General features: G+C 74.6%; 23 protein-coding genes and 2 tRNA genes. 16 read left to right on the top strand and 9 right to left on the bottom strand.

Going from position 1 to position 26,244, the window contains the following annotated elements; all coding sequences use genetic code 11:
- Nucleotides 1–84: 84 nt before the first annotated feature.
- The 3 genes from INN71_RS05240 to INN71_RS05230 are packed head-to-tail and all read left to right on the top strand — an operon-like array spanning nucleotide 85 to nucleotide 3,114.
- The gene (locus tag INN71_RS05240; RefSeq protein WP_277498925.1) at nucleotides 85–327 is read left to right on the top strand and encodes an acyl carrier protein; all 243 of its coding nucleotides are present in this window, start codon (nucleotides 85–87) and stop codon (nucleotides 325–327) included.
- Between the two features lie 55 nt (nucleotides 328–382).
- Complete coding sequence (locus tag INN71_RS05235) at nucleotides 383–1,630, top strand: beta-ketoacyl synthase (RefSeq protein ID WP_277498935.1); 1,248 nt, start codon at nucleotides 383–385, stop codon at nucleotides 1,628–1,630.
- Nucleotides 1,630–3,114: an acyl-CoA carboxylase subunit beta gene (locus INN71_RS05230; RefSeq protein ID WP_277498936.1), complete on the top strand. Its 1,485-nt coding sequence runs from the start codon at nucleotides 1,630–1,632 to the stop codon at nucleotides 3,112–3,114. Before INN71_RS05235 ends, INN71_RS05230 begins: the two co-directional genes overlap by 1 nt.
- A gap of 101 nt (nucleotides 3,115–3,215) precedes the next feature.
- Here INN71_RS05230 and INN71_RS05225 read toward each other — a convergent pair whose 3' ends face one another.
- On the bottom strand, nucleotides 3,216–3,734 hold the full coding sequence (locus INN71_RS05225; RefSeq protein WP_277498939.1) for a DUF3145 domain-containing protein: 519 nt from the start codon (nucleotides 3,732–3,734) through the stop codon (nucleotides 3,216–3,218).
- A 218-nt stretch (nucleotides 3,735–3,952) separates the two neighbouring features.
- Here INN71_RS05225 and INN71_RS05220 point away from each other — a divergent pair, with 218 nt between their 5' ends.
- From INN71_RS05220 to INN71_RS05160, 13 genes are all read left to right on the top strand, one after another.
- Nucleotides 3,953–5,494, top strand: coding sequence for an aminotransferase class V-fold PLP-dependent enzyme (locus INN71_RS05220; RefSeq protein ID WP_277498941.1), 1,542 nt, complete (start codon nucleotides 3,953–3,955; stop codon nucleotides 5,492–5,494).
- Nucleotides 5,494–6,801 (top strand): lysine N(6)-hydroxylase/L-ornithine N(5)-oxygenase family protein, encoded by a 1,308-nt coding sequence (locus tag INN71_RS05215; protein WP_277498943.1) that lies wholly within the window; start codon nucleotides 5,494–5,496, stop codon nucleotides 6,799–6,801. Before INN71_RS05220 ends, INN71_RS05215 begins: the two co-directional genes overlap by 1 nt.
- Nucleotides 6,798–7,379 carry a GNAT family N-acetyltransferase gene (locus INN71_RS05210; protein ID WP_277498944.1) on the top strand — a complete coding sequence of 194 codons (582 nt, stop codon included), beginning with the start codon at nucleotides 6,798–6,800 and terminating at the stop codon, nucleotides 7,377–7,379. The genes INN71_RS05215 and INN71_RS05210 overlap by 4 nt, the downstream gene beginning before the upstream one ends.
- The gene (locus tag INN71_RS05205; protein WP_277498947.1) at nucleotides 7,376–9,208 is read left to right on the top strand and encodes an IucA/IucC family siderophore biosynthesis protein; all 1,833 of its coding nucleotides are present in this window, start codon (nucleotides 7,376–7,378) and stop codon (nucleotides 9,206–9,208) included. Before INN71_RS05210 ends, INN71_RS05205 begins: the two co-directional genes overlap by 4 nt.
- A 45-nt stretch (nucleotides 9,209–9,253) precedes the next feature.
- The gene (locus INN71_RS05200; protein WP_277498948.1) at nucleotides 9,254–10,594 is read left to right on the top strand and encodes an acyltransferase; all 1,341 of its coding nucleotides are present in this window, start codon (nucleotides 9,254–9,256) and stop codon (nucleotides 10,592–10,594) included.
- 51 nt (nucleotides 10,595–10,645) lie between these two features.
- Nucleotides 10,646–13,864 carry a PAS domain-containing hybrid sensor histidine kinase/response regulator gene (locus tag INN71_RS05195; RefSeq protein WP_277498950.1) on the top strand — a complete coding sequence of 1,073 codons (3,219 nt, stop codon included), beginning with the start codon at nucleotides 10,646–10,648 and terminating at the stop codon, nucleotides 13,862–13,864.
- A 110-nt stretch (nucleotides 13,865–13,974) separates the two neighbouring features.
- Nucleotides 13,975–14,358 (top strand): hypothetical protein, encoded by a 384-nt coding sequence (locus tag INN71_RS05190; RefSeq protein WP_301799799.1) that lies wholly within the window; start codon nucleotides 13,975–13,977, stop codon nucleotides 14,356–14,358.
- A 70-nt stretch (nucleotides 14,359–14,428) separates the two neighbouring features.
- Nucleotides 14,429–14,692 (top strand): DUF3072 domain-containing protein, encoded by a 264-nt coding sequence (locus INN71_RS05185; RefSeq protein ID WP_277498955.1) that lies wholly within the window; start codon nucleotides 14,429–14,431, stop codon nucleotides 14,690–14,692.
- A 69-nt stretch (nucleotides 14,693–14,761) separates the two neighbouring features.
- Nucleotides 14,762–14,835 (top strand) — tRNA-Ile (locus INN71_RS05180).
- 57 nt (nucleotides 14,836–14,892) lie between these two features.
- Complete coding sequence (locus INN71_RS05175) at nucleotides 14,893–15,843, top strand: NAD(P)-dependent oxidoreductase (protein WP_277501143.1); 951 nt, start codon at nucleotides 14,893–14,895, stop codon at nucleotides 15,841–15,843.
- 75 nt (nucleotides 15,844–15,918) lie between these two features.
- Nucleotides 15,919–16,413 (top strand): transporter substrate-binding domain-containing protein, encoded by a 495-nt coding sequence (locus tag INN71_RS05170; RefSeq protein WP_277501144.1) that lies wholly within the window; start codon nucleotides 15,919–15,921, stop codon nucleotides 16,411–16,413.
- Nucleotides 16,410–17,441 (top strand): cation transporter, encoded by a 1,032-nt coding sequence (locus INN71_RS05165; protein ID WP_277501145.1) that lies wholly within the window; start codon nucleotides 16,410–16,412, stop codon nucleotides 17,439–17,441. The genes INN71_RS05170 and INN71_RS05165 overlap by 4 nt, the downstream gene beginning before the upstream one ends.
- Nucleotides 17,442–17,500: 59 nt before the next feature.
- Complete coding sequence (locus tag INN71_RS05160) at nucleotides 17,501–17,728, top strand: hypothetical protein (protein ID WP_277501146.1); 228 nt, start codon at nucleotides 17,501–17,503, stop codon at nucleotides 17,726–17,728.
- 137 nt (nucleotides 17,729–17,865) lie between these two features.
- Here the strand turns inward: INN71_RS05160 and INN71_RS05155 are convergent, their stop codons facing one another.
- The 8 genes from INN71_RS05155 to INN71_RS05120 all read right to left on the bottom strand — a co-directional run bounded on the left by INN71_RS05155 (nucleotide 17,866) and on the right by INN71_RS05120 (nucleotide 26,214).
- Nucleotides 17,866–18,897, bottom strand: coding sequence for a GNAT family N-acetyltransferase (locus INN71_RS05155; protein ID WP_277501147.1), 1,032 nt, complete (start codon nucleotides 18,895–18,897; stop codon nucleotides 17,866–17,868).
- A gap of 142 nt (nucleotides 18,898–19,039) precedes the next feature.
- A tRNA-Asn gene (locus INN71_RS05150) sits at nucleotides 19,040–19,112 on the bottom strand.
- Nucleotides 19,113–19,184: 72 nt separating this feature from the next.
- A complete protein-coding gene (locus tag INN71_RS05145; RefSeq protein WP_301799797.1) occupies nucleotides 19,185–19,766 on the bottom strand; it encodes a hypothetical protein in 582 nt (193 codons plus the stop codon).
- Nucleotides 19,763–21,676 (bottom strand): DNA primase, encoded by a 1,914-nt coding sequence (gene dnaG, locus INN71_RS05140; protein WP_301799796.1) that lies wholly within the window; start codon nucleotides 21,674–21,676, stop codon nucleotides 19,763–19,765. Before dnaG ends, INN71_RS05145 begins: the two co-directional genes overlap by 4 nt.
- A gap of 11 nt (nucleotides 21,677–21,687) precedes the next feature.
- Nucleotides 21,688–23,049, bottom strand: a complete 1,362-nt coding sequence (locus INN71_RS05135) for a deoxyguanosinetriphosphate triphosphohydrolase (protein WP_301799795.1) — start codon at nucleotides 23,047–23,049, stop codon at nucleotides 21,688–21,690.
- Nucleotides 23,050–23,087: 38 nt separating this feature from the next.
- Nucleotides 23,088–24,077, bottom strand: a complete 990-nt coding sequence (locus tag INN71_RS05130; protein WP_301799794.1) for a hypothetical protein — start codon at nucleotides 24,075–24,077, stop codon at nucleotides 23,088–23,090.
- A gap of 163 nt (nucleotides 24,078–24,240) precedes the next feature.
- Nucleotides 24,241–25,401 (bottom strand): tRNA dihydrouridine synthase DusB, encoded by a 1,161-nt coding sequence (dusB, locus tag INN71_RS05125; protein ID WP_301799793.1) that lies wholly within the window; start codon nucleotides 25,399–25,401, stop codon nucleotides 24,241–24,243.
- Nucleotides 25,402–25,452: 51 nt separating this feature from the next.
- Complete coding sequence (locus tag INN71_RS05120; RefSeq protein WP_301799792.1) at nucleotides 25,453–26,214, bottom strand: hypothetical protein; 762 nt, start codon at nucleotides 26,212–26,214, stop codon at nucleotides 25,453–25,455.
- Nucleotides 26,215–26,244 lie beyond the last annotated feature (30 nt).

The following is a 26,244-nucleotide window of genomic DNA, read 5'->3' as shown; positions in this document are numbered from 1 at the left end:
CCAACCCCCTGCACCAACCCCCTGCACCACCCCGCGACCACGGGGACGCACCCCGCGCCCCGGTCCCGACCGAGAGGAAGCACCATGCCCAGCACCGATGAGATCCGCGCCGACCTCGCCGACATCGTCAACGAGGTCGCCGGCATCCCGGCCGACGACGTCCAGCTCGACAAGTCGTTCGTCGACGACCTCGACGTCGACTCGCTCTCCATGGTCGAGGTCGTCGTCGCCGCCGAGGAGAAGTTCGGCGTCACCATCCCCGACGACGAGGTCAAGAACCTGAAGACCGTCGGCGACGCCGTCAGCTTCATCGAGAACCGCCTCTGAGGCTCCCGCCCACCGCGCGCGTCCGCCGTACCCCCACCAGCGAAGGGAACCCCCCATGACCAGCACCCGAGTCGTCGTCACTGGACTGGGCGCCACCTCTCCCGTCGGTGGTGACGTCGCCAGCACCTGGAGCGCCCTCCTCGAGGGCCGCTCCGGGGTCCGGCAGCTCACCGAGGAGTGGGCGGAGCCGCTGGGCGCGCGCATCGCGGCCCAGGTCGCCGTCGAGCCGACGGAGGTCCTGGAGCGCGTCAAGGCCCGCCGTCTCGACCGCTCCGGCCAGCTCGCGCTGGTCGCGGCGATCGAGGCGTGGGCCGACGCCGGGTTCACGGGCCCGGCGGGCGAGGTCGACGTCGACCCCGAGCGGCTGGCCGTGGCCGTCGCCTCGGGGATCGGCGGCGTCACCACGCTGCTCTCCAACTACGACAACCTGCTCGCCGCGGGCCCCCGCCGGGTCTCGCCGCTGGCGATCCCGATGCTCATGCCGAACGGCCCCGCGGCCGCGGTGGGCCTGCGGTTCAACGCCAAGGCCGGCGTGCACACGCCCGTCTCGGCCTGCGCCTCGGGCAACGAGTCGATCGCCCTCGGCGTCGACCTCATCCGCCTGGGCCGCGCCGACGTCGTCCTCGTCGGCGGCACCGAGGCAGCGGTCCACCCGCTGCCGATGGCCGCGTTCGGCCAGATGATGGCGCTGTCGAAGCGCAACGACGACCCTGCCGGGGCCTCCCGGCCGTGGGACAAGGGCCGCGACGGCTTCGTCCTCGGCGAGGGCGCGGCGGTGCTCGTCCTCGAGTCCGCCGAGCACGCCGCCGCTCGCGGCGCGCGGGTGTACGCCGAGGTGGCCGGCGCCGCGATCACCGCCGACTCGCACGACATCGCGCAGCCCGACCCCGCCGGTCTCGGCGCGACCCGGGCGATGAAGCGCGCCCTCGTCGAGGGCGACCTGGCGGCCGGCGACGTGCTCCACATCAACGCCCACGCCACCTCGACGCCGCAGGGCGACGTGGCCGAGGCGCTCGCCATCCGCAACGCCCTCGGCGACGCGGCCGGCGGTGCCGTGGTCACCTCGACGAAGTCGATGACCGGGCACCTGCTCGGCGCCGCGGGCGCCCTGGAGTCGGTCGCGACCGTGCTGGCCCTGCACCACCGCACGGTGCCCGGCACGATCAACCTCACCGACCCCGAGGACGTCGGCCTGGACCTCGCGGACAAGACCCGCGACCTGCCGGCCGGGGACATCGCCGCGCTCAACAACTCGTTCGGCTTCGGCGGCCACAACGTCGCCATCGCCTTCCGGAGCGCCTGATGACCCCGACCGTCGCCCCTGCCACCGAGCCGGCCGCCGCACCCGTGGCCGCGGGCAGCGTCCCGCGGGCGCAGAAGCCGAAGGTGCCGCGCGAGCAGGACCCGCGCAACCCGCTGCACCGCCTCACGGCGCTGCTCGACGAGGGCTCGCTGGAGCTGCTGACGCCGGACGACCTGTCGGGCATGCTCGCCGCGACCGGCACGGTGCGCGGCACCCGCGTGGTCGCGTTCTGCTCCGACGCCACCGTCATGGGCGGCGCCATGGGCACCGACGGCTGCCAGGTCGTGATGACGGCGTACCAGCGGGCGCTGACCGACGGCGTCCCGATCATCGGGCTGTGGCACTCGGGCGGCGCCCGGCTCGCCGAGGGCGTGGCCTCGCTGCACGCCGTGGGCCGCATCTTCGCGATCATGACGCAGGCCTCGGGCCGCATCCCGCAGATCTCCGTGGTGCTCGGTCCCGCCGCGGGCGGCGCGGCGTACGGTCCCGCCCTCACCGACGTCGTCGTGCTCGGGCCCGAGGGGCGGATCTTCGTCACCGGTCCCGAGGTCGTCCGCTCCGTGACGGGCGAGGACGTCGACATGCTGCGGCTCGGCGGCCCGGAGCCGCACGGGCGCCGCTCCGGTGTCGTGCACCTCCTCGCCGACACCGAGGAGGACGCCCTCGAGCACGCGCGGGCCACCGCCTCGCTGCTCGGCGGCCAGGGCACCCTGCGCCCCGAGGACGTCGAGGACACCGACCTCGCCGACCTCCTGCCGGAGTCGCGCAAGCGGGCGTACGATGTGCACCCCCTCATCGAGGGCATCCTCGACGAGGGCACCGCGCTCGAGCTCCACCCCCGCTGGGCGCCGAACGTCGTCACCTCGCTCGGTCGCCTCGGTGGCCGCACCGTCGGCGTCGTCGCGAACAACCCGCTGCGCCTCGGCGGCTGCCTCGACTCGCTGTCGGCCGAGAAGGCGTCGCGCTTCGTGCGGCTCTGCGACGCCTTCGGCGTGCCGCTCGTGGTCGTCGTCGACGTGCCCGGCTACCTGCCCGGCGTGGGGCAGGAGTGGGACGGCGTCGTGCGCCGCGGCGCGAAGCTGCTGCACGCCTTCGCCGAGTGCGTCGTGCCCCGGGTGACGCTGGTGACCCGCAAGACGTACGGCGGCGCCTACATCGCCATGAACTCGCGCTCGCTCGGCGCGACGAGGGTGATGGCCTGGCCGGGCGCCGAGGTGGCGGTCATGGGGGCCGTCGCGGCCATCCGGATCCTGCACCGCCGCAAGCTGGCGGAGGTGCCGCCCGACATGCGCGAGCAGGTCGAGGCGGAGCTGGCCGCCGAGCACGAGCGGATCGCGGGCGGTGTCGACAAGGCCGTGGAGATCGGCGTCGTCGACGAGATCGTGGAGCCGTCCCGCACCCGCACCGCGCTCGCCGCGGCGATCGACGTCGAGGTGCAGACCTCGGGCGTGCGCCGGGGCGCGCACGGCAACATCCCGCTCTGACCCACCCACCCCGGCACGGCACCACCCCGGCACCACCCCGCACGACGAACGGCGGCCCCCGAGAGCCTCGGGAGCCGCCGTTCCGCGTCGCGGGTGGAGGGTCACACCACCTGGTGCAGCCACCTCACGGGAGCGCCGTCGCCGGCGTGGCGAAACGTCTCGAGCTCGTCGTCCCACGGCTTGCCGAGGAGGCGGTCGATCTCGTCGAGGACGTCGGCCTCCCCCAGCGCCGACTTGAGCACGGCGGCCTTCAGCCGGTCCTCGGGGATGAGGATGTCGCCGTGCACGCCGGTGACGGCGTGGAAGATGCCGAGCTCGGGGGTGGCGGAGAAGCGGCTGCCCTCGGCGCCGGAGGACGGCTCCTCGGTGATCTCGAAGCGCAGGTGCTCCCAGCCCCGGAGGGCGGAGACGACCCGAGCGGCAGAACCGACGGCGCCCGTCCACGACAGCTCGGCGCGGTAGGTGCCGGCCTGCGCGGGCTGGGGGGTCCAGTCGAGGTTCACGGGCACGCCGAGGACGCCCGCGACGGCCCACTCGACGTGCGGGCAGAGCGCGGACGGCGCTGAGTGCACGTAGAGGACGCCCCGGGTCGCGGCGCGAACGGTGCTGTGGTTGGTCATCGGATCTCCTTCGTCCTCGGCGAGCTACGCCTTCCCCAGCGGTCTCGCGTGGAGGATCGAGGTGATCGAGATGACACGTGTGTGATTGTGCGTGGTTCCGTCGGCCATTGTGGCTCAACTCGCGGCGGACCACCAGTGGCCTGCCTCACTCGACTTGACACCCGGGACCTCCCGTACGGTTAGGTGAGCCTTGCCTAATCCACTCCCAGGAGGTCTGCGTGAGCTCGGCACCCACCACCCCCGTGGTCCCCCCGTCCCCGGGCGTCGACCGGCAGCGCCCCCTCGCTGCACTCCTCGACGCGACGTCCGCCGACGACCTCGGCACCCAGCTCGACGCGACGCGCGACCTGCTCGCGCGCGCCTTCGGCAGCGTGCGCCAGCCGCTGTCCGGCGTCTCCCCCACCGAGGCCGCCGCCCTGGTGGCCGAGGTCGACCTCGACGCCCCCCTCGCGAGCACCGCGGAGGTGCTGGAGGAGGTACGGCGGGTGTACCTCGACCACGCGGTCTGGTTCCACCACCCGCACTACCAGGCCCACCTCAACTGCCCGGTCGCGCTGCCCGCGGTCATCGGCGACGTCATCGCGGTCGCCGTGAACTCCTCGCTCGACACCTGGGACCAGTCCGGCACCGCCACCCACATGGAGCGCCACCTCCTCGCGTGGACGGCCCGCCGCATCGGCCTGCCGCGGGACGCCGACGGCATCTTCACCACGGGCGGCACCCAGTCGAACCTGCAGGCGCTCCTGCTGGCGCGCGGCGAGGCCCTGGCGGGCGGCGCCGACCTGGCCGACCTGCGGATCGTGGCCTCGGCCAACGCCCACTTCTCGAGCCGCAAGGCGGCCATGGTGCTCGGGCTCGGGGAGGACGCCGTCGTGCACACGGACGTCGACGCCCAGGGCCGGCTCGACGTCGAGGACCTCGACCGCGTGCTCACCCGGCTCCGCGCCGAGGGCCGCACCGTGATGGCCGTCGTCGCGACGGCCGGCACCACCGACCTCGGCTGCATCGACCCGCTCGCCTCCGTCGCCCGCGCGTGCCGCCGGCACGGGGTGTGGTTCCACGTCGACGCGGCGTACGGCGGGGGGCTCGTCACCTCCCGTCGGCGCCGGCACCTGCTCACCGGCATCGAGCGCGCCGACTCCGTGACCGTCGACTTCCACAAGACGTTCTTCCAGCCGGTCGCGTGCAGCGCCGTGCTCGTGGCGGACCGCCGGACCCTGCGGCACGTGACGCACCACGCGGCGTACCTCAACCCCGCGAGCGACGTCGTCGACGAGATCCCCAACCAGGTCGACAAGAGCCTGCAGACGACCCGGCGCTTCGACGCGCTCAAGCTCTGGACGACGCTGCGCGCGCTCGGGCCGGACCGCATCGGCGAGCTCCTCGACACGGTCATCGACCTCGCCGCCCGCGTGCGGGAGGACCTCGTGGGCGACCCCGACTTCCGCGTGGTGCCCGACGGCGACCTGTCGACGGTGCTGTTCCGCTTCGTGGAGTCCGACGTCGACGACGACGTGCTCGACGTCGTCAACGAGAGCGCCCGGGGCCGCCTCTACGCCACGGGCCTCGGCGCCGTGGCCCGCACCCGGTACGACGGGCGCACCTGGCTCAAGCTGACGCTGCTCAACCCGGCGACGACGCTCGCCGACGTGCAGCAGGTGCTCGACCTGGTGCGCGGGCACGCCCGCGCGGCCCTCGCTCAGGGCCTCCCGCACGACCTCGTCGGCCCCCGCCCCCTCGCGGACGGGGAGGTCGCCTGATGCGCGTGCACGACGTGGTCGGCATCGGGCTCGGCCCCTTCAACCTCGGCCTGGCGTGCCTCGCGGAACCGTTGCCCGACCTCGACTGCGTCTTCCTCGAGGCCCGCAGCGAGTTCAGCTGGCACCCCGGCATGCTGCTGCCGGACGCCACGCTCCAGGTGCCGTTCCTGGCCGACCTGGTGACCCTGGCCGACCCCACCTCGCCGTTCTCGTTCCTCGCCTACCTCAAGGAGGTGGGCCGGCTCTACCCGTTCTACGTGCGCGAGTCCTTCTACCCGATGCGCCGCGAGTACGACGCGTACTGCCGCTGGGCGGCCGAGCGCCTGCGCTCGCTGGAGTTCGACCGCGCCGTCGGCTCGGTGGAGTGGGACGACACGGTCGAGGGCGGCGCCTACGCCGTCCGCAGCACCGACCCCCGCACCGGCGAGCAGCACACCCACTGGGGTCGCCACCTGGTGCTCGGCGTGGGCACGCGGCCCTACCAGCCGCCCGCGCTGCGCGACCTGGACGGACCGGCGTGGCACAGTTCGCGCTACCTCGAGGTGCGCGACGAGCTGCTGGCCCGGCCCGACGTGACCGTCGTCGGCTCGGGACAGAGCGCCGCCGAGATCTTCAGCGACCTGCTGGCGTCGGCGGACACCGACGTGCAGCTGCGGTGGGTGACGCGCTCCCCGCGGTTCTTCCCGCTGGAGTACACGAAGCTGACGCTCGAGCTGACGTCGCCGGAGTACAGCGCGCACTTCCGCTCCCTGCCGCCCGAGCGGCGCGAGCGGCTGCTGGCCTCGCAGGCGGGCCTGTACAAGGGCATCAGCGGCGACCTCGTCGACCAGGTGCACGAGCAGCTCTACCGCCGCAGCCTCACCGACGCTCGCCCGCCCCAGCTGCTCACGGCGGCCGAGGTCACCGCGTGCCGCCACGACGGCGGGCGCTACGACCTGACGCTGCACCACCAGGAGAGCGACGAGACCTTCCACCTGACGACGAGCGCCCTCGTCACCGCGACGGGCTACCGCGCGGTGGTGCCGCCGTTCCTGACCCCGGTCGCCGACCGGATCCGCTGGGACGAGCGGGGCCGTCCGGTCGCCTCGGAGCACTTCACCGTCGACCACGACGACCGCTCCGTCTTCGTGCAGAACGCGGAGCTCCACACGCACGGCTTCGTCGCTCCCGACCTCGGCATGGGCGCGTGGCGCAACTCGGTGATCCTCGCCCGGGTGCTCGGCCACGAGCCGTACCCCGTCGAGCGCCGCGTCGCTTTCCAGGAGTTCGGCGTCCCGACCGCGCGGCCGACGGAGGTGGCGCGATGACCGCCGGCCCCGACGCACCCACCGCCGCCTCCGCTGCCACCACCCCCGCGACCGGGTTCACCACCCGGCCGCTCGACCTGGAGTGCGACGTACCGCTCGTGCACGCCTGGGTGACCAACGAGCGGGCGCGCTTCTGGGGAATGCAGAACGCGTCGCTCGACGACGTGCGCCGCGAGTACGCCGCGATCGCCGCCTCCGGGCACCACCGGGCCCGCATCGGCTCGCGGGACGGCACCCCGGTCTTCCTCGTCGAGACCTACGACCCGCACCGGCACGAGCTCGCCGCCCGCACGACGCTCGCCCCGGGCGACCTCGGCATGCACTTCCTCGTGGCGCCGCCCACGGGCGCCACCGAGCGCGGCTTCACCCGCTCCGTCATCGAGGCCGTGCTCGCCGAGTGCTTCGCGGACCCGGCCGTCGGTCGGGTCGTGGTGGAGCCCGACGCCCGCAACACCGCCGTGCACGCGCTCAACGCCGCCGTCGGCTTCGAGGTGGAGGGCGAGGTGCGCCTGTCGGACAAGACGGCGCTGCTCAGCACCTGCACCCGTGCCGCCTTCGAGGGGAGGACCCGCCGATGACCGCCACCCAGCTGCGCCCGCCGGTGACCCCGGCCGTGACCGGGACCGGCACGAGCGCCGACCCGGTCGCGCACCTGACGCCCGAGCGGATGGCGCGCGCCCAGCACGACCAGGTCGCCAAGATGCTCGGCGAGCTCGCCCACGAGTGCCTCGTGGAGCCCCGCGAGGACGCCGGGCGCTGGCTCGTCGCCGGCGACGACCCGTCCGTCGTGTGGGAGTTCGCCGCCCGGCGCCTCCCCCTCGACCACTGGCAGGTCGACCCGGCGTCGGTGCGCCGCACCGTCGACGGCGCAGGCTCCCCCGTCGACGCGCAGCAGCTGGTGCTGGACCTGCAGCGCCGGCTCGGGCTGTCGGAGGCGGTGCTCCCGACGTACCTGGAGGAGATCGCGGCGACCCTGGCCGGTCGGGCCTGGAAGCTGCGCCCCGAGGCGCCCTCCTCGGCCGAGCTCGCCGACGCGGGCTTCCAGCAGCTCGAGGGCGCGATGACCGAGGGCCACCCGTGCTTCCTCGCCAACAACGGCCGGATCGGGTTCGGCGTCGACGACTACCACGCCTACGCCCCCGAGACCGCGCCGCGCGTGCACCTGGAGTGGGTCGCGGTGCGGGCCGAGCACGCGGTGTACGCCGGCGTCGCGGGCCTGGAGGACCAGCGCGTCCTGCTCGCCGATCAGCTCGACCCCGACGAGCTCGCGGCGTTCGAGCGGGTGCTGCGGGCGCGCGGTGTGGAGCCCGGCGACTACCTGCTCGTCCCGTGCCACCCCTGGCAGTGGCGCAACAAGCTGGCGGTCACCTTCGCGCCGCAGCTGGCGACGGGCGACCTCGTCCACCTGGGCACGGGGCGCGACGCGTTCCAGCCGCAGCAGTCGCTGCGCACGTTCTTCGACCTCGACCGCCCCGAGCGCCACTACGTCAAGACCGCCCTGTCGGTGCTCAACATGGGGTTCATGCGGGGGCTGTCCGCGGCGTACATGGCGGTCACCCCGGCGATCAACACCTGGGTCGACGACCTCGTGGCGGGCGACGAGGAGCTGCGCTCGCTGGGCTTCTCCGTGCTCCGCGAGGTCGCGGCGGTCGGCTACCGGCACCCGGTCCACGAGCAGCACGGGCCCTCGCCGTACCAGAAGATGCTGGCCGCGCTGTGGCGCGAGAGCCCCGTGACGCGGGTCGCGCGGGACGAGCGGCTGATGACGATGGCCGGCCTGCTGCACGTGGACGCGCAGCGCCGGTCGCTCGCGGCCGAGCTCGTCGACCGGTCGGGGCTGGAGCCGCGGGCGTGGCTGGCGACGTACCTGCGGGCCTACCTGCGCCCGGTGCTGCACTGCTTCTACGCGCACCGCCTGGTGTTCATGCCGCACGGGGAGAACCTCATCCTCGTGCTGCGCGACCACGTGCCGGTGCGGGCGCTGATGAAGGACATCGGCGAGGAGGTCGGGCTGTTCGACCTGGAGTCCGAGCTGCCCGAGGAGGTACGGAGGATCCGCGCCGACCTGCCCGAGCACCGGCAGGTGCTGGCCATCGCCTCCGACGTCCTCGACTGCTACCTGCGGTTCCTGGCCGCCGCGCTCGACGACGCCGGCACGCTCCCCGCCGCCGCGTTCTGGGCCGAGGTCGCGGCGTGCGTGGCGGGCTACCAGGCCGACCACCCGGAGCTCGCCGAGCGGTTCGCCGCGCACGACCTGTTCGCGCCGACGTTCGAACGGATGTGCATGAACCGCCTGCAGCTGCGCGACAACCAGCAGATGGTCGACATCGCGGACCCCTCGAGCGCGTTCGAGCTCGCCGACCCGCTGCCCAACCCGTTGAGCGCCCACCGGCCCGTGACCGGGTAGGCGTACTCAGGCCCTCCCCCCTCGCCCGGGGGGAGGGTCGGGGGCATGTCCGTGTCCACGCCCTCCTCCCGCCCGTCCCCGTCGGTCGCCGACCTCGTCGCCGCGACGCCTGCTGACCGCAACCGCGTGGTCGACCTCCTGCGCGGCGCCGCCATCCTCGTCGTGTGCCTCGGCCACTGGCTGATGGCGGGCGTCCACGTCGACGGGGACGGCGAGCTGCGCCGTACCGGCCTGCTCGGGATCGCCACCTGGACCCACCCGCTCACCTGGGTGCTGCAGGTCATGCCGGTCTTCTTCCTCGTCGGCGGCTACGCCAACGCCATCTCGTGGCGCGGCGCGCGGGCCCGCGGCACGACGTACGGCGGGTGGCTGCGGGCCCGGCTGCGGCGGCTCACCGTCCCGCTGCTCCCCCTCATGCTGTTCTGGGCCGTCGTGGCGCCGCTGGCCAGCGCGCTCGGCGTCAGCGGCGGCACCCTGCGGATCGCCTCCATGGCCTCGCTGGTGCCGACGTGGTTCCTCGCGGTCTACCTCCTCGTCGTCGCCCTCACCCCGCTGACGCTGGCGCTGTGGGAGCGCTGCGGCTGGTGGTCGGTGCTGGGCGGCGCGGCGGTCGCGGGCCTGGTCGACCTCGTGAGCGTGGGCGGTGACCTCCTGGCCGTCGGCTTCGTCAACTACCTGTTCGTGTGGGGCACCGTGCACCAGCTGGGCTACGCCTGGCGCGACGGCGCGCTGCCCGGCCCGGCCCAGCGGCTCGGGATCGCCGCCGTGGGGCTGGTCGGCCTGCTGCTGCTCGTCGGCCCCGGCCCGTACGGCGTGAGCATGGTCGGCGTGGGCGGCCACGGCGTCGACAACTCCTACCCGGCGCGCGTCACCCTGCTGTTCCTCGGTCTCCTGCAGGCCGGCCTGGTGACCGCGCTCGAGCCGGCGCTGGCCCGGTTCGCCGCCCGTCCCCGCGTCTGGGCGGCGACCGTGCTGGTGAACGCCCGGATCATGACGATCTACCTGTGGCACCTGACGGCGCTCGGCATCGTCGTCGGCGTCTCCCTCGCGGTCGGGGGTCTCGGCCTGCACCTGGACCCCGGGAGCGGCGCCTGGTGGGCCACCCGCCCGCTGTGGTTCGCGGTGCTGGCCGCCACCACGGCCGCACTCGTCGCGCTGCTGGGTCGCCTCGAGCAGCCCGCCCCGGACCCGCGGCCCGCTCCCCCGGCGGTGCTCCCCGTCGCCGCGCTCCTGGCGACGTGCGCCGGGCTCGCGGTCATGGCGGACCTCGGCATCGCCGCGGTCGACGGCACCGTCAACGCCTGGCTGCCGTGGGTGCCGCTGGTCGCCGCGGTCGTCCTCGGGACGGTCCGGCTCCCCACCACGTCGTCGCGTCGGGGCCGTTAGGCGCCGCGGGCGCCCCCTCGCGCCGTAGGCTTCCCCGCGGAGGGAGGCCACGTGGAGCAAGAGGACCTGTACCGCCAGGTGGTCAGTTCGTTCACGGACGGCATCGTGGTGGTCGAGCTCGACGGCACGATCCGCTACGCGAACGAGTCCTGCGGAGCCCTCCTCGGGATCGACGCGGCCGCGCTGACGGGGCGCTCGATCTCGGCGTTCCTCGACGAGGACGGCCGGGTGCACTCCGAGGCCCACCTCGAGCGCGCCGCCCGGGGCGAGCTGCTCGCCGACGAGGTCGACACCATGCTCGTGGACGTGGAGGGCCGCCCGGTCTGGGTGCGGCTGAAGCAGACGGGGCTCGTCGAGGACGGGCGACCCAGCGGCGTCATCCTCCGGCTCACGGACAACCACGAGACCAAGCAGCTGCTCGACGAGCTGGAGACGAGCCGGCGCGGCTTCGTCCAGGCCGAGCGCATCGCCCGCATCGGGAGCTGGTCGTGGGACGTGCGCACCGGCGCGGTGTGGCGCTCCGAGGGCCTGGAGGAGCTCTACGGCAGCCGCACCGACGACCTGCTGAGCCGGGACCTGGACCGCGTGCTGAGCGTGACCCACCCCGAGGACCACGCGCGGCTCGCCGAGGCGGTGCGGGCCCTGATGAACGGCGTCCGGACGCGCGTGGACGCCGAGGTGCGTCAGCTCGGCGACGAGGGCTACATGTGGGTGCGCATGCGTGCCGTCGCCCGCCACGACCCGGCCGGCACGGTCGTCAGCGTCTCGGGCACGTACCAGGACATCACCCGGTCGCGGGCCACCGAGGACGAGCTGCAGGACCTCGTCACGCAGAACTCGCTGATGCAGGCGATCACCAGTGCCGCCAACGAGGCCACGACGCTCGACGACGTGCTGGTGCACGCACAGGCCATGGTCGTGCTGCACGACGACTGGAAGCGCGGCCGCGCCTTCCTCCCCACGCCCGACGGCACGGACGTCGCCCCCCGCTACTACAGCGAGGAGGACCGCACGAGCGACCTCGCGGAGCCCGAGCTGGCCGCCCGCGAGCTGGCCACCGCCCGGGAGTGCCTGCGCACCGGCGAGCCGGTGTGGGACCCCGACGTGCAGCTGACGATCGCGTTCCCGGTCGTCCTCGGCGGCGAGCCGCTGGCGGTCATCACCATCACCTCGGACCCGCCGCTGTACCGCCACGACATGATCCGCCGCCTGGTGGAGCAGGCCGCGGTGCAGCTCTCCCGCGTGGCCGAGCGCGAGCACGCGGCCCGCGAGGTCGCGGAGGCGCGCGACCGCGCGCTCGAGGCCTCGCGCCACAAGTCGGAGTTCCTGGCCACGATGAGCCACGAGATCCGCACCCCGCTGAACGGCATCCTGGGCCTGACGGAGCTGCTCGAGCGCACCGCCCTCGGCGCCCAGCAACGCCACCTGACCTCCGGCATCGCCGTGTCGGGACGGGCCCTGCTGTCGGTCATCAACGACATCCTCGACTTCTCCAAGATCGAGGCCGGCCGCCTCGAGGTCGAGAGCGTCGACTTCGAGGTGCGCGACGTCTTCGAGCAGGTCACGGCCGTCCTCGCCGAGAGCGCCCGCGCCAAGGGGCTCGACCTGCAGGTCTCCTGCCACCCCGACGTGCCCGAGGTGCTGGCGGGCGACCCCACGCGCCTCGCCCAGGTCATCACCAACCTGGGCTCGAACGCCGTGAAGTTCACCTCGCGCGGGTCGGTCTCGATCCGGGCCACCTCGACCACGCTGGAGGACGGCGGCACCTGCCTGCGGGTCGAGGTGCGCGACACCGGCGTCGGCATCCCCGAGCAGCAGCGCGCCCACGTCTTCCAGCCGTTCACGCAGGCCGACACCTCCACCACCCGCCGCTTCGGCGGCACCGGTCTCGGCCTCGCCATCTCTGCCGAGATCGTCGAGGCCTTCGAGGGCGAGATCGGGGTGGAGAGCACCCTGGGCGAGGGCAGCACCTTCTGGTTCACCGCCCTGCTGCGCCCCCCGACCGGGAGCCGCCACGACGCGCGGCTGCGCCGTACCCGGGAGCTCCTGGGCGACCAGCACGTGCTGGTCGTGGACGACAACGTGCAGAACCGCCTCGTGCTGCGCGAGCAGCTCGGCTGGTGGCACGTCACCTCCACCGGGGTGGCCAGCGCCCACGAGGCCGTCAGCGCCCTGACCGCGGCGGCCGAGGCCAACCGCCCGTACGACGCCGTGCTCCTCGACATGGCGATGCCCGGCCGGGACGGCGCCATGCTGGCCCGCGAGCTGCGCGCGGAACCGCGCTTCGCCGACCTGCCCCTGGTGGTGCTGTCGTCGTCGGCGCCGGGCTCCGACGACCTGGAGGGCCTCGACATCGCGGAGCGCCTGACGAAGCCGGTGCAGGCACCGCAGCTGCGCGAGGTGCTGCTGCGGGTGCTGGCGGGCCGCGACGCCGGCGACGACGCCCAGCCCGACGACGCGGCGGAGGACGCCCGCGGCAAGCGCGTGCTGGTGGTGGAGGACAACGCGGTCAACCAGGTCGTCGCGCGGGGCCTGCTCACGTCGATGGGCTACCTGGTCGACACCGCCGACGACGGCCAGGAGGCGCTGGACCTGACCGCGACCGTCGCGTACGACGCCGTGCTCATGGACCTGCAGATGCCCCGCCTCGACGGGTACGCCGCGACCCGGGCGCTGCGCGAGCGGGAGCGGACGACGGGCGCCCACCGTACTCCCGTGCTGGCCATGACGGCCGCCGCGATCACCGGCGAGCGGGACAAGTGCCTGGCCGCGGGGATGGACGACTTCATCACGAAGCCCGTCGCCCCCGCCACGCTGGCGACGGCCCTCGCGCGGTGGACCTCGGCCGAGGTGCCCGCCGACGCGGAGCCCCGCGGCGACGTCGGCGCGGCAGGGCCGGCCAGCACCCACCTCGACCTCGAGCGCCTGGAGATGCTCCGGGAGCTGTCACCCGACGACAACGCCTACCTCGACCGCGTGATCGACGGGTTCGTGGCCCGCTCCCCCGACGGGCTCGCGCGGCTGCGGGCGGCGGTCGGGGCCACCGACAGCGCGCTGGTCTCGGCCGAGGCCCACAGCCTCAAGGGCACTGCCCTCAACATCGGGCTGCCCACCGTCGGGGCCCTCGCGGCCCAGCTCGAGGCGCTCGGCCGCTCGGGCGACGTCACCGGGGCCGGCGACATCCTCCTGCGCCTCGACGCGGTCGCGCTCGACGCCACGGAGGCGCTGCGGACCTACCAGGACTGGTACCGCTCGCTGCCCCGCGGGTAGCGGACTGCGCCCCAGCGCGCCGGGTACCGGCCGCCGCGCCGCCCACCCGGGCGGTGCGACGACGAGCGAGGCGGTGCACGGTGGGCGAGGTCGCAGCAGTGGTGTGGGGGGTGACCGCCGCGATCGGCGCGTTCATGTTCACGCGGACGGTCACGGGTCCCCGGACGGCCACGGGCGCGTCGCCGACGGCGCTCCCCAGCAGCCTGGTCTTCGGCCACGGCAGCCTCGCACTGGCGTCGCTGGCCGTGTGGGGCATCGCCTGGGGCTACGGCAACGAGCTGATCGCGTGGATCGGCGCAGCCGGGCTGATCGGCGTCATCGGCGGGGGCAGCCTGCTGCTCGTGAAGTGGCTGGGCGCCCGGCGCGCCCACGCCACGGGGCCGGGGAGCACGCCGTACGCCGAGGAGCAGATCCCCGTCGGTGTCGTGCTGGCCCACGGTGTCGGGGCGCTCGCCACCGTCGTGCTGGTCGTCGCGGCCAACCTGGCCCTGTGACGTGCCTGTGAGGGGCCCGCTCGGCCCGGGGCCGCTTGGGAACGTCCGGGCGAGCCGGTAGCGTCGTCGCATGGAATCGAACACGCGTACGAACGACGACCAGAACGAGCCCGAGGTGCTGGGATCCGAGACAGCCGACCCGTCGGCGACCGTGAAGGACCCGTCCGACTGGGTGACGGGCGACCAGCCGGCCACCGGCGCGCAGAAGAGCTACCTCGACACGCTCGCGCGCGAGGCCGGCGAGACGATCCCCGCCGAGGGCCTCACCAAGGCCGAGGCCTCCGAGCACATCGACCGGCTGCAGGACGAGGACGGGACCGCGGGCGACGCCTGACGCCCGCCGCCGCGCGGCGGTCGCCGCGCCGGTAGGCTCACCGCGCCCCGGGTGACCCAGGGGCCACCCGGGGCGGTAGCTCAGTCGGTCAGAGCAGAGGACTCATAATCCTTGGGTCGTGGGTTCGAGCCCCACCCGCCCTACAAGTCGACGTGCGTGGAGTGGGCACCGCTCACCACCACCCTGGTTGGCTGCGGAGCATGCGCATCCTCTTCACCGGCGGCAGCGGCAAGGCCGGGCGGCACGTCGCGCCGTACCTCGCCGCCCAGGGCCACCAGGTCGTCAACGCCGACCTCGTCCCGCTCGGTCACCCCGACGTCGCCGACGTCCGCGTCGACCTGACCGACGCGGGCCAGGTGTACTCGGCGCTGGCGGCCGTGCCGACGCAGGGCGACCTCGACGACCTCGACCTCGGCGCGAGCGGCGGCTCGACCGGCGGCCCGACGCGCGGCTCGGCGTACGACGCCGTGGTCCACTTCGCCGCGGTCCCGCGCCCCTGGATCGTGCCGGACGCCACGACGTACGCGACGAACGTCCTGTCGCAGTACCACGTCTTCGAGGCCGCGACCCGGCTCGGCATCCGCAAGGTCGTCTTCGCGTCGTCGGAGACGACGTACGGCGTGTGCTTCGCACAGGGTGAGCGCACGCCGCTGTACCTGCCGGTCGACGAGGAGCACCCGGTCGTGCCCGAGGACTCCTACGCGATGTCGAAGGTGGCCGGCGAGGTGACGGCGCGCTCGTTCCACGCCCGCACCGGCGCCGACCTCTACGGGCTGCGCATCAACAACGTGGTCGAGCCGCACGAGTACGCCGAGCTGTTCCCGGCCTTCCTCGCCGACCCGGCGCTGCGGCGGCGCAACCTGTTCGCCTACATCGACGTGCGCGACCTCGCTCAGCTGACGCTGCGCTGCCTGGAGACCGACGGCCTCGGCTTCGAGGTCTTCAACGTCGCGAACGCCGACCTGTCGGTCGCCGCGACCAACCAGGAGATCGTGGACCGGTTCTACGCCGGCGTCGAGGTGCGCCGCGCGATGGGCCGTGACGAGACCTTCTACAGCATCGACAAGGCCCGCACCCTGCTCGGCTTCGAGCCCGAGCACTCGTGGCGCGACGTGCTGGCCGACCCCGGCGCACCCCGCGCCGGCGCCTGAGCGCCGGACCGCCGCGTTGGTCCACCCCGGTCCCGGCGCCGGTGCCACCGCCGTCAGCCGGGTACCGAGGTGGACATGAAGCTCGAGCCGGTACCGGGGCGGTGGTCGCCGCCCGCGTCGATCCTCCTGGTGCTCGTCACCACCCTGTTGTCGGCCTGCGGTCTGTCCATCCCGACCGATCCAGACGGCACCCTCGACGCCGTCCGACGCGACGGGGTGCTGCGCGTCGGCGCCTCGCCGAGCCCTGGCTGGGTGGAGGTCGGAGACGACGACCCCACCGGCCGTGAGCCCGAGCTGGTCGAGGACTTCGCGCACCACCTCGGGGCGAGCGTCGAGTGGACGGTCGCCGGCGAGGAGCACCTCGTGGAGATGCTCGAGAAGGGCGAGCTTGACCTCGTGGTCGGTGGGCTGACCGACCAGAACCCCTGGACCGCCGAGGCCGCGCCCACCCGCCCGTACACCGAGGAGCGGACGGCAGACGGCACGAAGGCGCACGTGATGCTGGTGCCGATGGGTGAGAACGCCTTCCAGTCCGAGCTGGAGCGCTGGCTCGACGGGGCGGCGTCGTGAGCCGCCGGCCCCACGGGGGCGACGAGGCGGGCGAGCGCGGCTACCCCCGCTCCCGGTTCGGGCACACCGACCTTCCCGAGGAGCAGGCATCGGCCCTGCGGCGCGCAGTGCGCCTCGAGATCGCCACGCTCGCGTTCATGGTGACCGCCGTGATCGTCGTCTTCCTCACGATGGGCAGCTCGCAGGCCATGCAGACCGCGTGGGCCGAGGACCTCCTGGCGCTGATCCCGCCGTTGGCGTTCCTCGTCGCCGTGCGCCGGGCGCGCAAGCGACCCACCAGCGACCACCCGTACGGCTTCCACCGCTCCACCGGCATCGGCCACCTCACCGCCGCCGTCGCCCTCCTGGCGGTAGGCGTCAGCCTCGTCGTCGACTCCGGGCTGGGGCTGCTGCGCGCCGAGCACCCGCCGATCGGCACGACGGAGCTCTTCGGCCACGCCGTGTGGTCGGGCTGGCTGATGATCGCCGCGATGGTCTACACCGGCATCGGCCCCTACCTCCTCGGCCGGCTCAAGCTGCCGCTGGCCGAGCAGCTGCACGACAAGGTGCTCTACGCCGACGCCGACATGCAGAAGGCGGACTGGATGACCGCGCTCGGCACCATCGTCGGGGTGATCTCCATCGGTCTGGGCCTCTGGTGGGCCGACGCGGCCGCGGCCCTGCTGATCTCCGGCTCGATCGTCCGCGACGGGTGGCGCAACCTGCGCGCCGCCTCGAGCGGGCTCATGGACCGACGCGCCCGCACCTTCGACGACGCGCACCCCCACCCGCTCACGCTCGCCGTCGACGACGTCCTCGGTCGTCAGGAGTGGGTGGCGGGCAGCAGGTCCCGCGTCCGCGACCAGGGGCACGTCTTCCACGTCGAGGCGTTCGTGCGGCCCCGGGCGGGACGGAACGTCAGCGTCGACGACCTCGAGACCGCCGTGGACCAGCTGCGGGAACTGGACTGGAAGATCAACGACGTGGTCCTCATGCCCGTGCGCGAGCTCCCCGACACGATCCCCGACCCCGCCCGCGACCAGGACTGACCGCGGCCCCGCACGCCCCGCGACTGCCGGGTCCGGCGCGCGACCCCTAGGGTCGTCCCGTGCGCAGCGAGCTGACCAGGGGGGCGGCGGTCGTGACGGCCCTGTGCCTCACGGGCCTGCTGGCGATGGTGCTGGCGGTGCCGGGCACCTACGCCGGGCCGGTCGTCGTGTCGGTGCGGGAGCGGGGACTGCACCTGCTCGACGTGCCGGCGCTGTTCCTGTGGCTCGTCGGGGTGCTGGGTTGCGCGACCACGTGGCGCCTGGCCGGACGTGGACCGCGGGACTGAGCAGCCGAGGGCGAGCCGCGGCGAGGACACGAAGAAGCCACGCGCCCCGAACGGCGTACGTCGGGTGCGCGTGGCTGTCCACCAGGTACCCGAGGCGCGGTGCGACATACGCCACGCTCGGAGAATTTCCTCGCAGGTCAGTCGACGCGGGCCTCGACGACGTGCTCGCGGTCCACCAGCACGAAGCCGAACGCCCGGTTGACCGCCTGCATCGGTGCGTTGTCGGTGGCGACCCAGGTGTGCACCGACGTCCGCTCCGGGTGCTCCTCGGCTACCACCTCGATCGTCGTGAGCTTGAGCAGCGTGCCGAGGCGACGACCCCGGTGCTCCGGCATGACGAGGGTGTCCCCCTGGTACGCCGACTGCTCCCCCGGCTGCAGCACCAGCACGGTGTAACCGGCCATCGTGCCGTCCTCGACCCGGCGGGCGGCCGCGGTGATCGTCGTGTACGACGCGGCGCGACGCCGGTCCTCCTCGCGGCGCAGGCGCTCGGGGGTCACGACGACGGCCTCGACGTCGGCGTCGCCGGTCGGGACGTCCTGGTTCATCCGCGTCCGCATCGTGCAGAACGCGTCGACGAGGTCGTCGGGGCACCGGTCGGTCCAGGTCACCACGTCGTACCCCGCGGCGGCCGCCAGCGCCTCCTGCCCCAGCCGTTCGAGGTGCGCCGGGTCGACGGGCAGCGGGAGCGCCAGGTGGTCCTCGACGAGCACGGTGCGCACGCCGAGCGCCTCGGTGAACCCCACCCCCGGGGCGTCACCACCGGCCGGCGTCGTCACCTCGCCCGCGATCGTGGTGCGGCCGAGCTCGCGGGTGCGCCGGGCCATCTCCTCCCACAGCACGCGACCGGCGCCGCGCCGGCGGTGGGCCGGCAGCACGTGCACGTCGAACTCGACGAGGTGGGTGTTGTCCGTCAACGGCCAGCAGAGCTCGGCGACGCCGACCATCGTGCCGTCCTCGTCGTGGGCGGCGAGGAGCACGCCGTCCTCGAACTCGCCCCAGGCGTCACGGGTGGCCCGCAGCGCCTCCAGCGTGCGGTGGGGCGCCGTCGGGTCCTGCGCCGTCACCGACGCGTGCTCGACCTCCCACCACGTGCGCAGCGCCTCCTCGTCGCCCGGCGCGAGCGGGGAGACGGTGAAGGGCGCGGGGAGGGGATCCGAGGACGTCATGGGCCCACCCAAGTCGGCCGCCGCGGCACGCGCAAGCCCGCAGGCCGGTACGGCGGAGCGGTCACCGCCGCGCCCCCGGAGGCCGGGCGCGGCCCGGGACGACGAAGGGCCTGGCCGGCTGACGCCGACCAGGCCCTTGCTGCTCCCCCAATTGGACTCGAACCAATAACCCTCCGATTAACAGTCGAATGCTCTGCCAGTTGAGCTATGGGGGACTGCTCGAGGAGCGGGAGATACGTTAGCAAGTCCTCCGCCGCCGTGCGAATCGGGTGCGGGACGGCGTGCGGTCAGCGCGGTCCCGGCGGGAGGCCGAGGTCGGCGCGGGCGGCCTCGAGGGCGGCGGCCGCGGCGCGGCGTACCTCGGGGGCGTCGGGGTCGATGCCGGCGTCGAAGCGCAGCCCCCAGGCGATCGCGTCCCCGCCCGGCGCACGGCGGGCCAGCACGTGCACGCCGGCCGCCCCCGCGAGACGCACGTGACGCTGCAGGACGACGGTGGCCGTGATGCGCTCGCGCACGAACTGGAGCAGCCGGTCGCGGGCCGGGGTCGCCGGCTCGCCCGGCGCCGTCAGGCGCACGCGGTGGCGGGGGGCGAAGTCGGGCTCCGGCCCGAGCTCGCGGACCGTCAGGACGCCCTCCTCGGCGTCCCAGTCCGCGGCGTCGACCCGCTCCCACGGCACACGGACCGGCCCGTCGCCCGGGCCGTCGACCGGCCCGTCGCCCGGCCCGTCGCCCGGCCCCGCCGTCACGTGCAGGGCCTGCTGCGTGCCCACGACCGCTCCCCCGTCGACCTCGACGGCCGCGAGCACCCGCTCGCCGCGGACGGCCGAGGCCGGGAGCCGCGGCCGGGCCCCGCGGCCGGGGATCCTCACTCGCCGACGGCGCGCTCGCGCAGGGCGCGACGGGCCTGCTCGAGCGCCACGAGCTCGCCGAACATCTTGTTGTACTCCGCGGCGTCGTCGACGGGGTTGGTGCGCTGCAGGCGCGACTTCAGGGTGTCGATGCGCCGGGCCAGCGTCAGCTCCTGCAGCCGGTAGACGTGCGCGGCGACGTAGCGCGGGTCCGGCGCCGCCGAGCCGCGCAGCGACTCCACGGTGAGCTCGCCCAGCACGCGCGCGACGACGGCGTCGTCACCCGCGGCCGCGCGCAGCCGGCTCGACCAGGCCGGGTCCGCGCTGCCCGCGGCCGGCCCGCCCGCTCGCGCGACGGCCTCCCACACCCCCCGGTACGTCGGGTGGGTGAAGTCGTCGCCGTCGACGCCGGCGATGGTGCTGCCGACGGCGCCGGGGTGCTGCACCACGAGCTTGAGCGTCTCGCGCTCGATGAGGAACCGGGGGTCGCGGAGGTCCGGCAGCCGGGGCGCGGGCGGCGGCGCCGCGGCGGCCTCGTCCTCGGCCCGCCGGGCGGTCCGCTCGCCCCGGGTGGAACGGTCGGGGGCCGCCGCGGGCCCGCGGGCCGCGGCGCGGCGCACCTCGGCGCGGGCCTCGTCGATGTCGATCCCGATCATCTGCGCCACCTCGCGCGCGAAGGCGTCGACCTTCGAGCGGTCCCGGATGCTCGAGACCAGGCGGGCGGCCTCGCGCAGCGCGTCGACGCGGCCGTCGGCGCGGTCGAGGTCGTACTTGCCGACGATGTTGCCGAGCACGAACCGGTAGAGCGGTACGCGTCGGGCGACGAGCTCGCGCACCGCCGCGTCGCCCGCCTTGATCCGCAGGTCGCACGGGTCCATGCCGGAGGGCTCGACCGCGACGTACGTCTGCGACACGAAGTTCTGGTCGCCGCCGAACGCGCGCAGCGCGGCCTTCTGGCCCGCGGCGTCGCCGTCGAACGTGAAGATGACCTCGCCGCGGAACTCCTCGTGGTCGTCGAGGAAGCGGCGCAGGACGCGGGCGTGGTCGTCGCCGAACGCCGTGCCGCAGGTGGCGACGGCGGTGGTGACGCCGGCCAGGTGGCAGGCCATGACGTCGGTGTAGCCCTCGACGATGACCGCCTGGGAGGTGCGCCCGATCTCGCGGCGCGCGAGGTCGAGGCCGTAGAGCACCTGGCTCTTCTTGTAGAGCGTCGTCTCGGGGGTGTTGAGGTACTTCGCCTCGATCTTGTCGTCGTCGAAGAGCCGGCGGGCGCCGAAGCCGATCGTGGCGTTCGAGGCGTCGCGGATCGGCCACAGCAGGCGGCCGCGGAAGCGGTCGTAGGGCGATCGGCCGATGGCGACGACACCGGCGGCGACCGCCTCGTCGGTCGTGAACCCGCGGTCGAGCAGGTGCCGGTGGAGCGCCTCGCCGTCCCGGGGGGCGAAACCGAGACCGAAGGTCGCGGCCGCGGCCTGGTCGAAGCCGCGCTCGTCGAGGAAGCGCCGGGCGACGACGGCGTCGGGCCCGGCCAGCTGCTCCGTGTAGTACTCCGCCGCCACCCGGTTGACCTCGACGAGCCGGCTGCGCTGCGGGCCGCGGGGGCCGGACTGCTCCCGCTCGCTGCCCTCCTCGCGCTGGAGCACGACGCCGAAGCGGTCGGCCAGCTGCTCGACGGCCTCGACGAAGCCCAGCCCGGCCATCTCCTGCAGGAAGGAGATGACGTCGCCGCCCTTGCCGCAGCCGAAGCAGTGGAAGAAGTGGCGGGCCGGGGTGACGTGGAACGAGGGCGACTTCTCGTCGTGGAAGGGGCACAGGCCCTTCATGGAGCCCCCGCCCGCGTTGCGGAGGGTGACGAAGTCGCCGACGACCTCGTCGATGCGCGCCGTCTCACGGACCTCCGCGATGCTGGAGTCCCTGATCTTCCCGGCCACGACGCCCGAGTCTACGCACCCGTGCGGGCGCCGGACGCCGGCCCGCACAGGCGCCGCCACCAGGCGTGGGCGCTGCCGTCGGTGAGCGACGCGACCTGGTCCACCACGACCCGCAGCCGGGCGGCGTCGTCGGGTGCCGCGGACCAGTCGTCGGCGAACGGGCGCTCCAGCGCGTCGGGCCCGCGGTCGGCCAGCACCCCCACCAGCTCGGCCAGCAGGTCGCGCTGGCGGCCCATCAGCGCGATGCGGTCGTCGGCCCGCATGACGAGGTGCGCGGCGATGCCCTTCAGCACCGTGATCTCCAGCGCGGTGCGCTCGGGCACGACGATGTCGGCCCGGTGGCGCACCGGGGCGCCGTCGACCCCGGCGGCGAACGTGGCGGCCTGCACCGAGCCGCAGAAGCGGCCGACCAGGTCGCTGGTGAGGTTCTTCAGCGCGGCCAGCGCGCGGCGGCTGCCGTCGTACGGCGCCCGCGGCCACGACCCGACAGCCCGCAGGTCGGCGAACACCGCGTCGAGGTCGGCGTCGACCGCACCGGGGGCGTACCACTCCCGCACCGTCGCCCAGATCGCCGGCAGCTCGGGCTCCAGCGTCGTCAGGTCGATACGGCCGGCGACCACGCCGTCCTCCACGTCGTGCACCGAGTAAGCGACGTCGTCGGCCAGGTCCATCACCTGCGCCTCGACGCACTGGCGGCGGGCGTCCCCCGCTCCCCCGCCCACCCCGTCGCGCAGCCACGCGAAGGCGGGCAGGTCGTCGTCATACACCCCGAACTTCACCACCACGCGGGGCGAGCCGTCGCCGTGCACGCCCGCCGGGGCGGGTGCGTCGGCGCGCACCCAGGGGTACTTCGTGCAGGCGTCGAGGGTGGCGCGCGTCAGGTTGAGCCCGGCCGAGGCGCCGTCGGCGTCGAAGGACTTCGCCTCGAGGCGGGTCAGCAGCCGCAGCGTCTGCGCATTGCCCTCGAAGCCCCCGCACGGCTGGGCGAGCTCGGCCAGGACCGCCTCGCCGTTGTGGCCGAACGGCGGGTGCCCGAGGTCGTGCGCGAGCGCGGCGGTCTCGGCGATGTCGGGGTGGCAGCCCAGCGCCCGGGCGAGGTCGCGCGCGACCTGCGCCACCTCGAGGCTGTGGGTGAGGCGGTTGCGGACGAAGTCGTCCGCCTGCGGACCCATGACCTGCGTCTTGGCGGCCAGCCGCCGGGTCGAGGCGGCGTGCACGACCCGGGCGCGGTCGCGCTCGAACGGCGCCCGCTCCGGGGCGTCGACCCGCTTCGGGGGCTCGGGCACCCACCGCGCGCGGTCGTGCTCGTCGTACGCCGCCGCCACGTGCGCGTCGGCGGTCGGCGCGGGGTCGAGGCGGGCGGGGGTGGTCATCGCGCGCAGCCTACGGCGGGGCGCCTCAGGGGTGCGGCTCAGTAGACGCTGACGTGCACGTGGTCGAAGTGGTTGGCCGTGACGGACCCGCGGTCCTCCATCGCGCGCCAGCCCTCGCCCGAGCGCTCCACCGACCAGATCTGCTGCTCGTAGATGACGTTGTTGACGTCCCACGTGGAGTAGTTGGCGCGCACGAACTCGGCGACCTCCCAGCCCCGGTCGCCCGAGACCATGATGTCGAGCGCCAGACCGCGGCCGTGGTCGCCGTCGCCGCGCCACCCGCCGTACTGCGTGATGTCGGGGAAGGCGGCGCAGACGGCCTCGTGGAGGGCGACGATGTTGGCGCTCACCCCGGAGCCGACGGACGAGCCGTTGTCGCAGGTGCCGCCGACGGCAGGCGTGTCCGTGGTCCCGGAGGCCGCGGAGGTGCCGGCGGCCTCGGCGACGGGTGCCTCGGTGGCGAGGTGGCCGGCGGTGACCCAGCGCGACGCACCCTCCCAGACGACCTCCTCGCGACCGTGGGCGCTGCGGCCCGTGACGAGCACCTCGGTGCCCTCCTCGAGCAGCCCCACGACCTCGGCACCCTCGGTCGAGGCGGCGTGCAGGTCGAGGTCGGTGTCGGCCCAGCGGGGGGTGTCGGCCGCCGCGACGGCCGCGGCGGTGGCCGCCGCCTCGCCGCGCGCCCGCTCGAGCACGGCCGCCTGGTGGCGCCACACGGCGTACTGCTCCAGGGCCGCGTCGCGGGTCAGGCCCGCCTCGACGGCCGCAAGGGCGTCGCGGCGCGCGGACCGGCTGGTGGCCTCCGCGCGCTCGGCGAGGAGCCGGTCGGCGTCGATGCCGTCCGCGGCCCGCGCGGAGACGGCGGCGGGCGGGGTGGCCACGTCGGTGCCGACCACGCCCACCCCCACCACGCCCAGCGTGGCGGCGACGGCGAGCGGGGCGGCGATGCGGGCGCGCGCGGGGACGCGGGCGAGCAGTCGACGGGTTCGGGCGAGACGGTCGTCCCGCTGGTGGCTGAGGTAGGCCACTGCGCTGATCCTCCAAGTTGCCGGGCATGTCGTGGCCCCGCAGGTCGTGCCGGGCCGCCGACGAGTAGAGCACAGGGCCTCCGGCGAGGTCGAACCGACGACCACCCCCCGGACGCCCGGCCGACTCCCCGGTCGACTGCCCGGCCGACTCCCCGGTCGAGCCTCAGCCGCCGGAGGTCTCCCCCACGTCCTCGCTCATGCAGAGGTCGCGCCCGTCGGTGTCGTCGAGCCACCCCTCGGGCAGCACGACGCGGTCGCGGGGCGAGCCCTGGCGACCCCGGGGGGAGCCGAGCTCGGAGACCGGGTACGGCGCGGCCGGGTCCAGCTGCGCGAGCAGGCCGTCGAGCTCGTCCAGGGTCGTCACCAGCGCCAGCGCGCGCCGCAGGTCGCCGCCCGCGGGGAAGCCCTTGAGGTACCAGGCCACGTGCTTGCGGAACTCCTTGCAGCCGCGCTCGGCGCCGAGGTGCTCCACCAGCAGCTCGGCGTGCCGACGCATCATCACCGCCACCTCGCCCAGCGTGGGCAGGGTCTGCACCTGCTCGCCCGCGAAGACGGCCGCGAGGTCGCGGAACAGCCACGGCCGGCCCAGGCACCCGCGCCCGACGACGACGCCGGCGGCCCCGGTCTGCTCGACCATGCGCACCGCGTCGGCGGCCTCCCAGATGTCGCCGTTGCCCAGCACCGGGATGTCGACGGCGGCCGCGAGCTCGCCGATCGCCTCCCAGTCGGCCACACCGGAGTAGGCCTGCGCGACGGTGCGGCCGTGCAGGGCGATCGCCGCGACCCCGGCGTCCTGCGCGATGCGCCCCGCGTCGAGGAACGTCAGGCGCGTCTCGTCGAGGCCCTTGCGGGTCTTCATCGTCACGGGCACGCCGTACGGCTCCGCCGCCCTCACCGCGCGGGTGAGGATCTCGCCCAGCAGCCCCCGCTTCCACGGGAGCGCTCCGCCGCCGCCCTTGCGGGTGACCTTGGGCACGGGGCAGCCGAAGTTGAGGTCGACGTGCGCCACGCCGTACTCGTCGCAGAGGATCTCGGTCGCCCGCGCCACGTACGTCGGGTCCGTGCCGTAGAGCTGGACGGACCGGGTCGTCTCGAGCTCGTCGAAGACGAGCATCCGCCGGGTGACGTCGTCACCCTCGACGAGGCCGCGGGAGGTGATCATCTCGCAGACGTAGAGGCCGGCGCCCTGCTCGGCGCACAGCCGGCGGTAGGCCGCGTTCGTGATGCCCGCCATCGGCGCCAGCACCACCGGCACGTCGACGACCAGGTCGCCGAGGTGCAGCGGTCCCGGCAGTCGCGGCGCGGACACGGTGGAGGTGCTCATGGCCCCATCTTCTCGCGCGCTCGCCCGGGCGCGGGAATCGACGGGGACTGCTCAGGGGGTGCCCGGGGCCGACGACGGGGTGCTCGGGGCCGGGGCCGCGGCGACCTCCCACACGACGGGCTCGAGCCCGTCCCAGGGCTGGAACGCCAGACCCTCGACGGTCGTGCCGTCGGCGGCGAGGTGGACCTGGCACTGGGTGGCGCTGGCGCCGGGCCCGAACGGTGCCGGCAGCGCGGTGCTCGGGCAGGCGGGGAACTCCGCGCCGAAGCGGGACGCCGGCACCAGCGCGGCGTCGTCGCGCAGCAGGTAGAGCGGCACGTCCTGCCCCGCCAGGTCCCCCTCCCCCACGTTCTCGACGGTCGTCGTCACGAAGTACGGCGTGGCCGCCACGTCCGCGCCGCCCACGAGCCAGCCGTCGAAGGCGCCGGCCGGCGCCGGCTGCACCGCGGTGACCCGCACGGCCAGCACCCCGACCCGCTCCGCGGCCGGTCGCCACGCGATCGTCGCGACGTCCCCGAGCGCGAGGCGGGCGCCGGGCTGCGTCAGCGTGACCCCGGACGGCACCTCGAGGTAGTCGGCGTCGCGCCCCGTCGCCGACGACGTGGGCGCGGACGGGGTGGCGGACCCGGGCGCGGACCCGGTGGCGTCCGCCGTACCGGCCCCGTCGTCGCCGCCCCCACCGGTCCCGCCGTCACCGCCGCACGCGGCGAGGGGCAGCAGCAGCGCGACGCCCAGAGCGGCGGCGGTGCGGCGGGAGAGGCGGCGGGAGAGGCGGCGGGAGGGCAGGACGGCACGACGGCGGGAGGGCGTCATGCGCGTCATTGTGCACCCGCGCCGTCGCCG

The sequence above is a fragment of the Nocardioides sp. ChNu-153 genome (genome assembly GCF_030466625.1).
Classification (GTDB): Bacteria; Actinomycetota; Actinomycetes; order Propionibacteriales; family Nocardioidaceae; genus Nocardioides.
The sequence above is the reverse complement of the archived record's forward strand: the minus strand, read 5'-3'. Positions and strand labels throughout refer to the sequence as shown.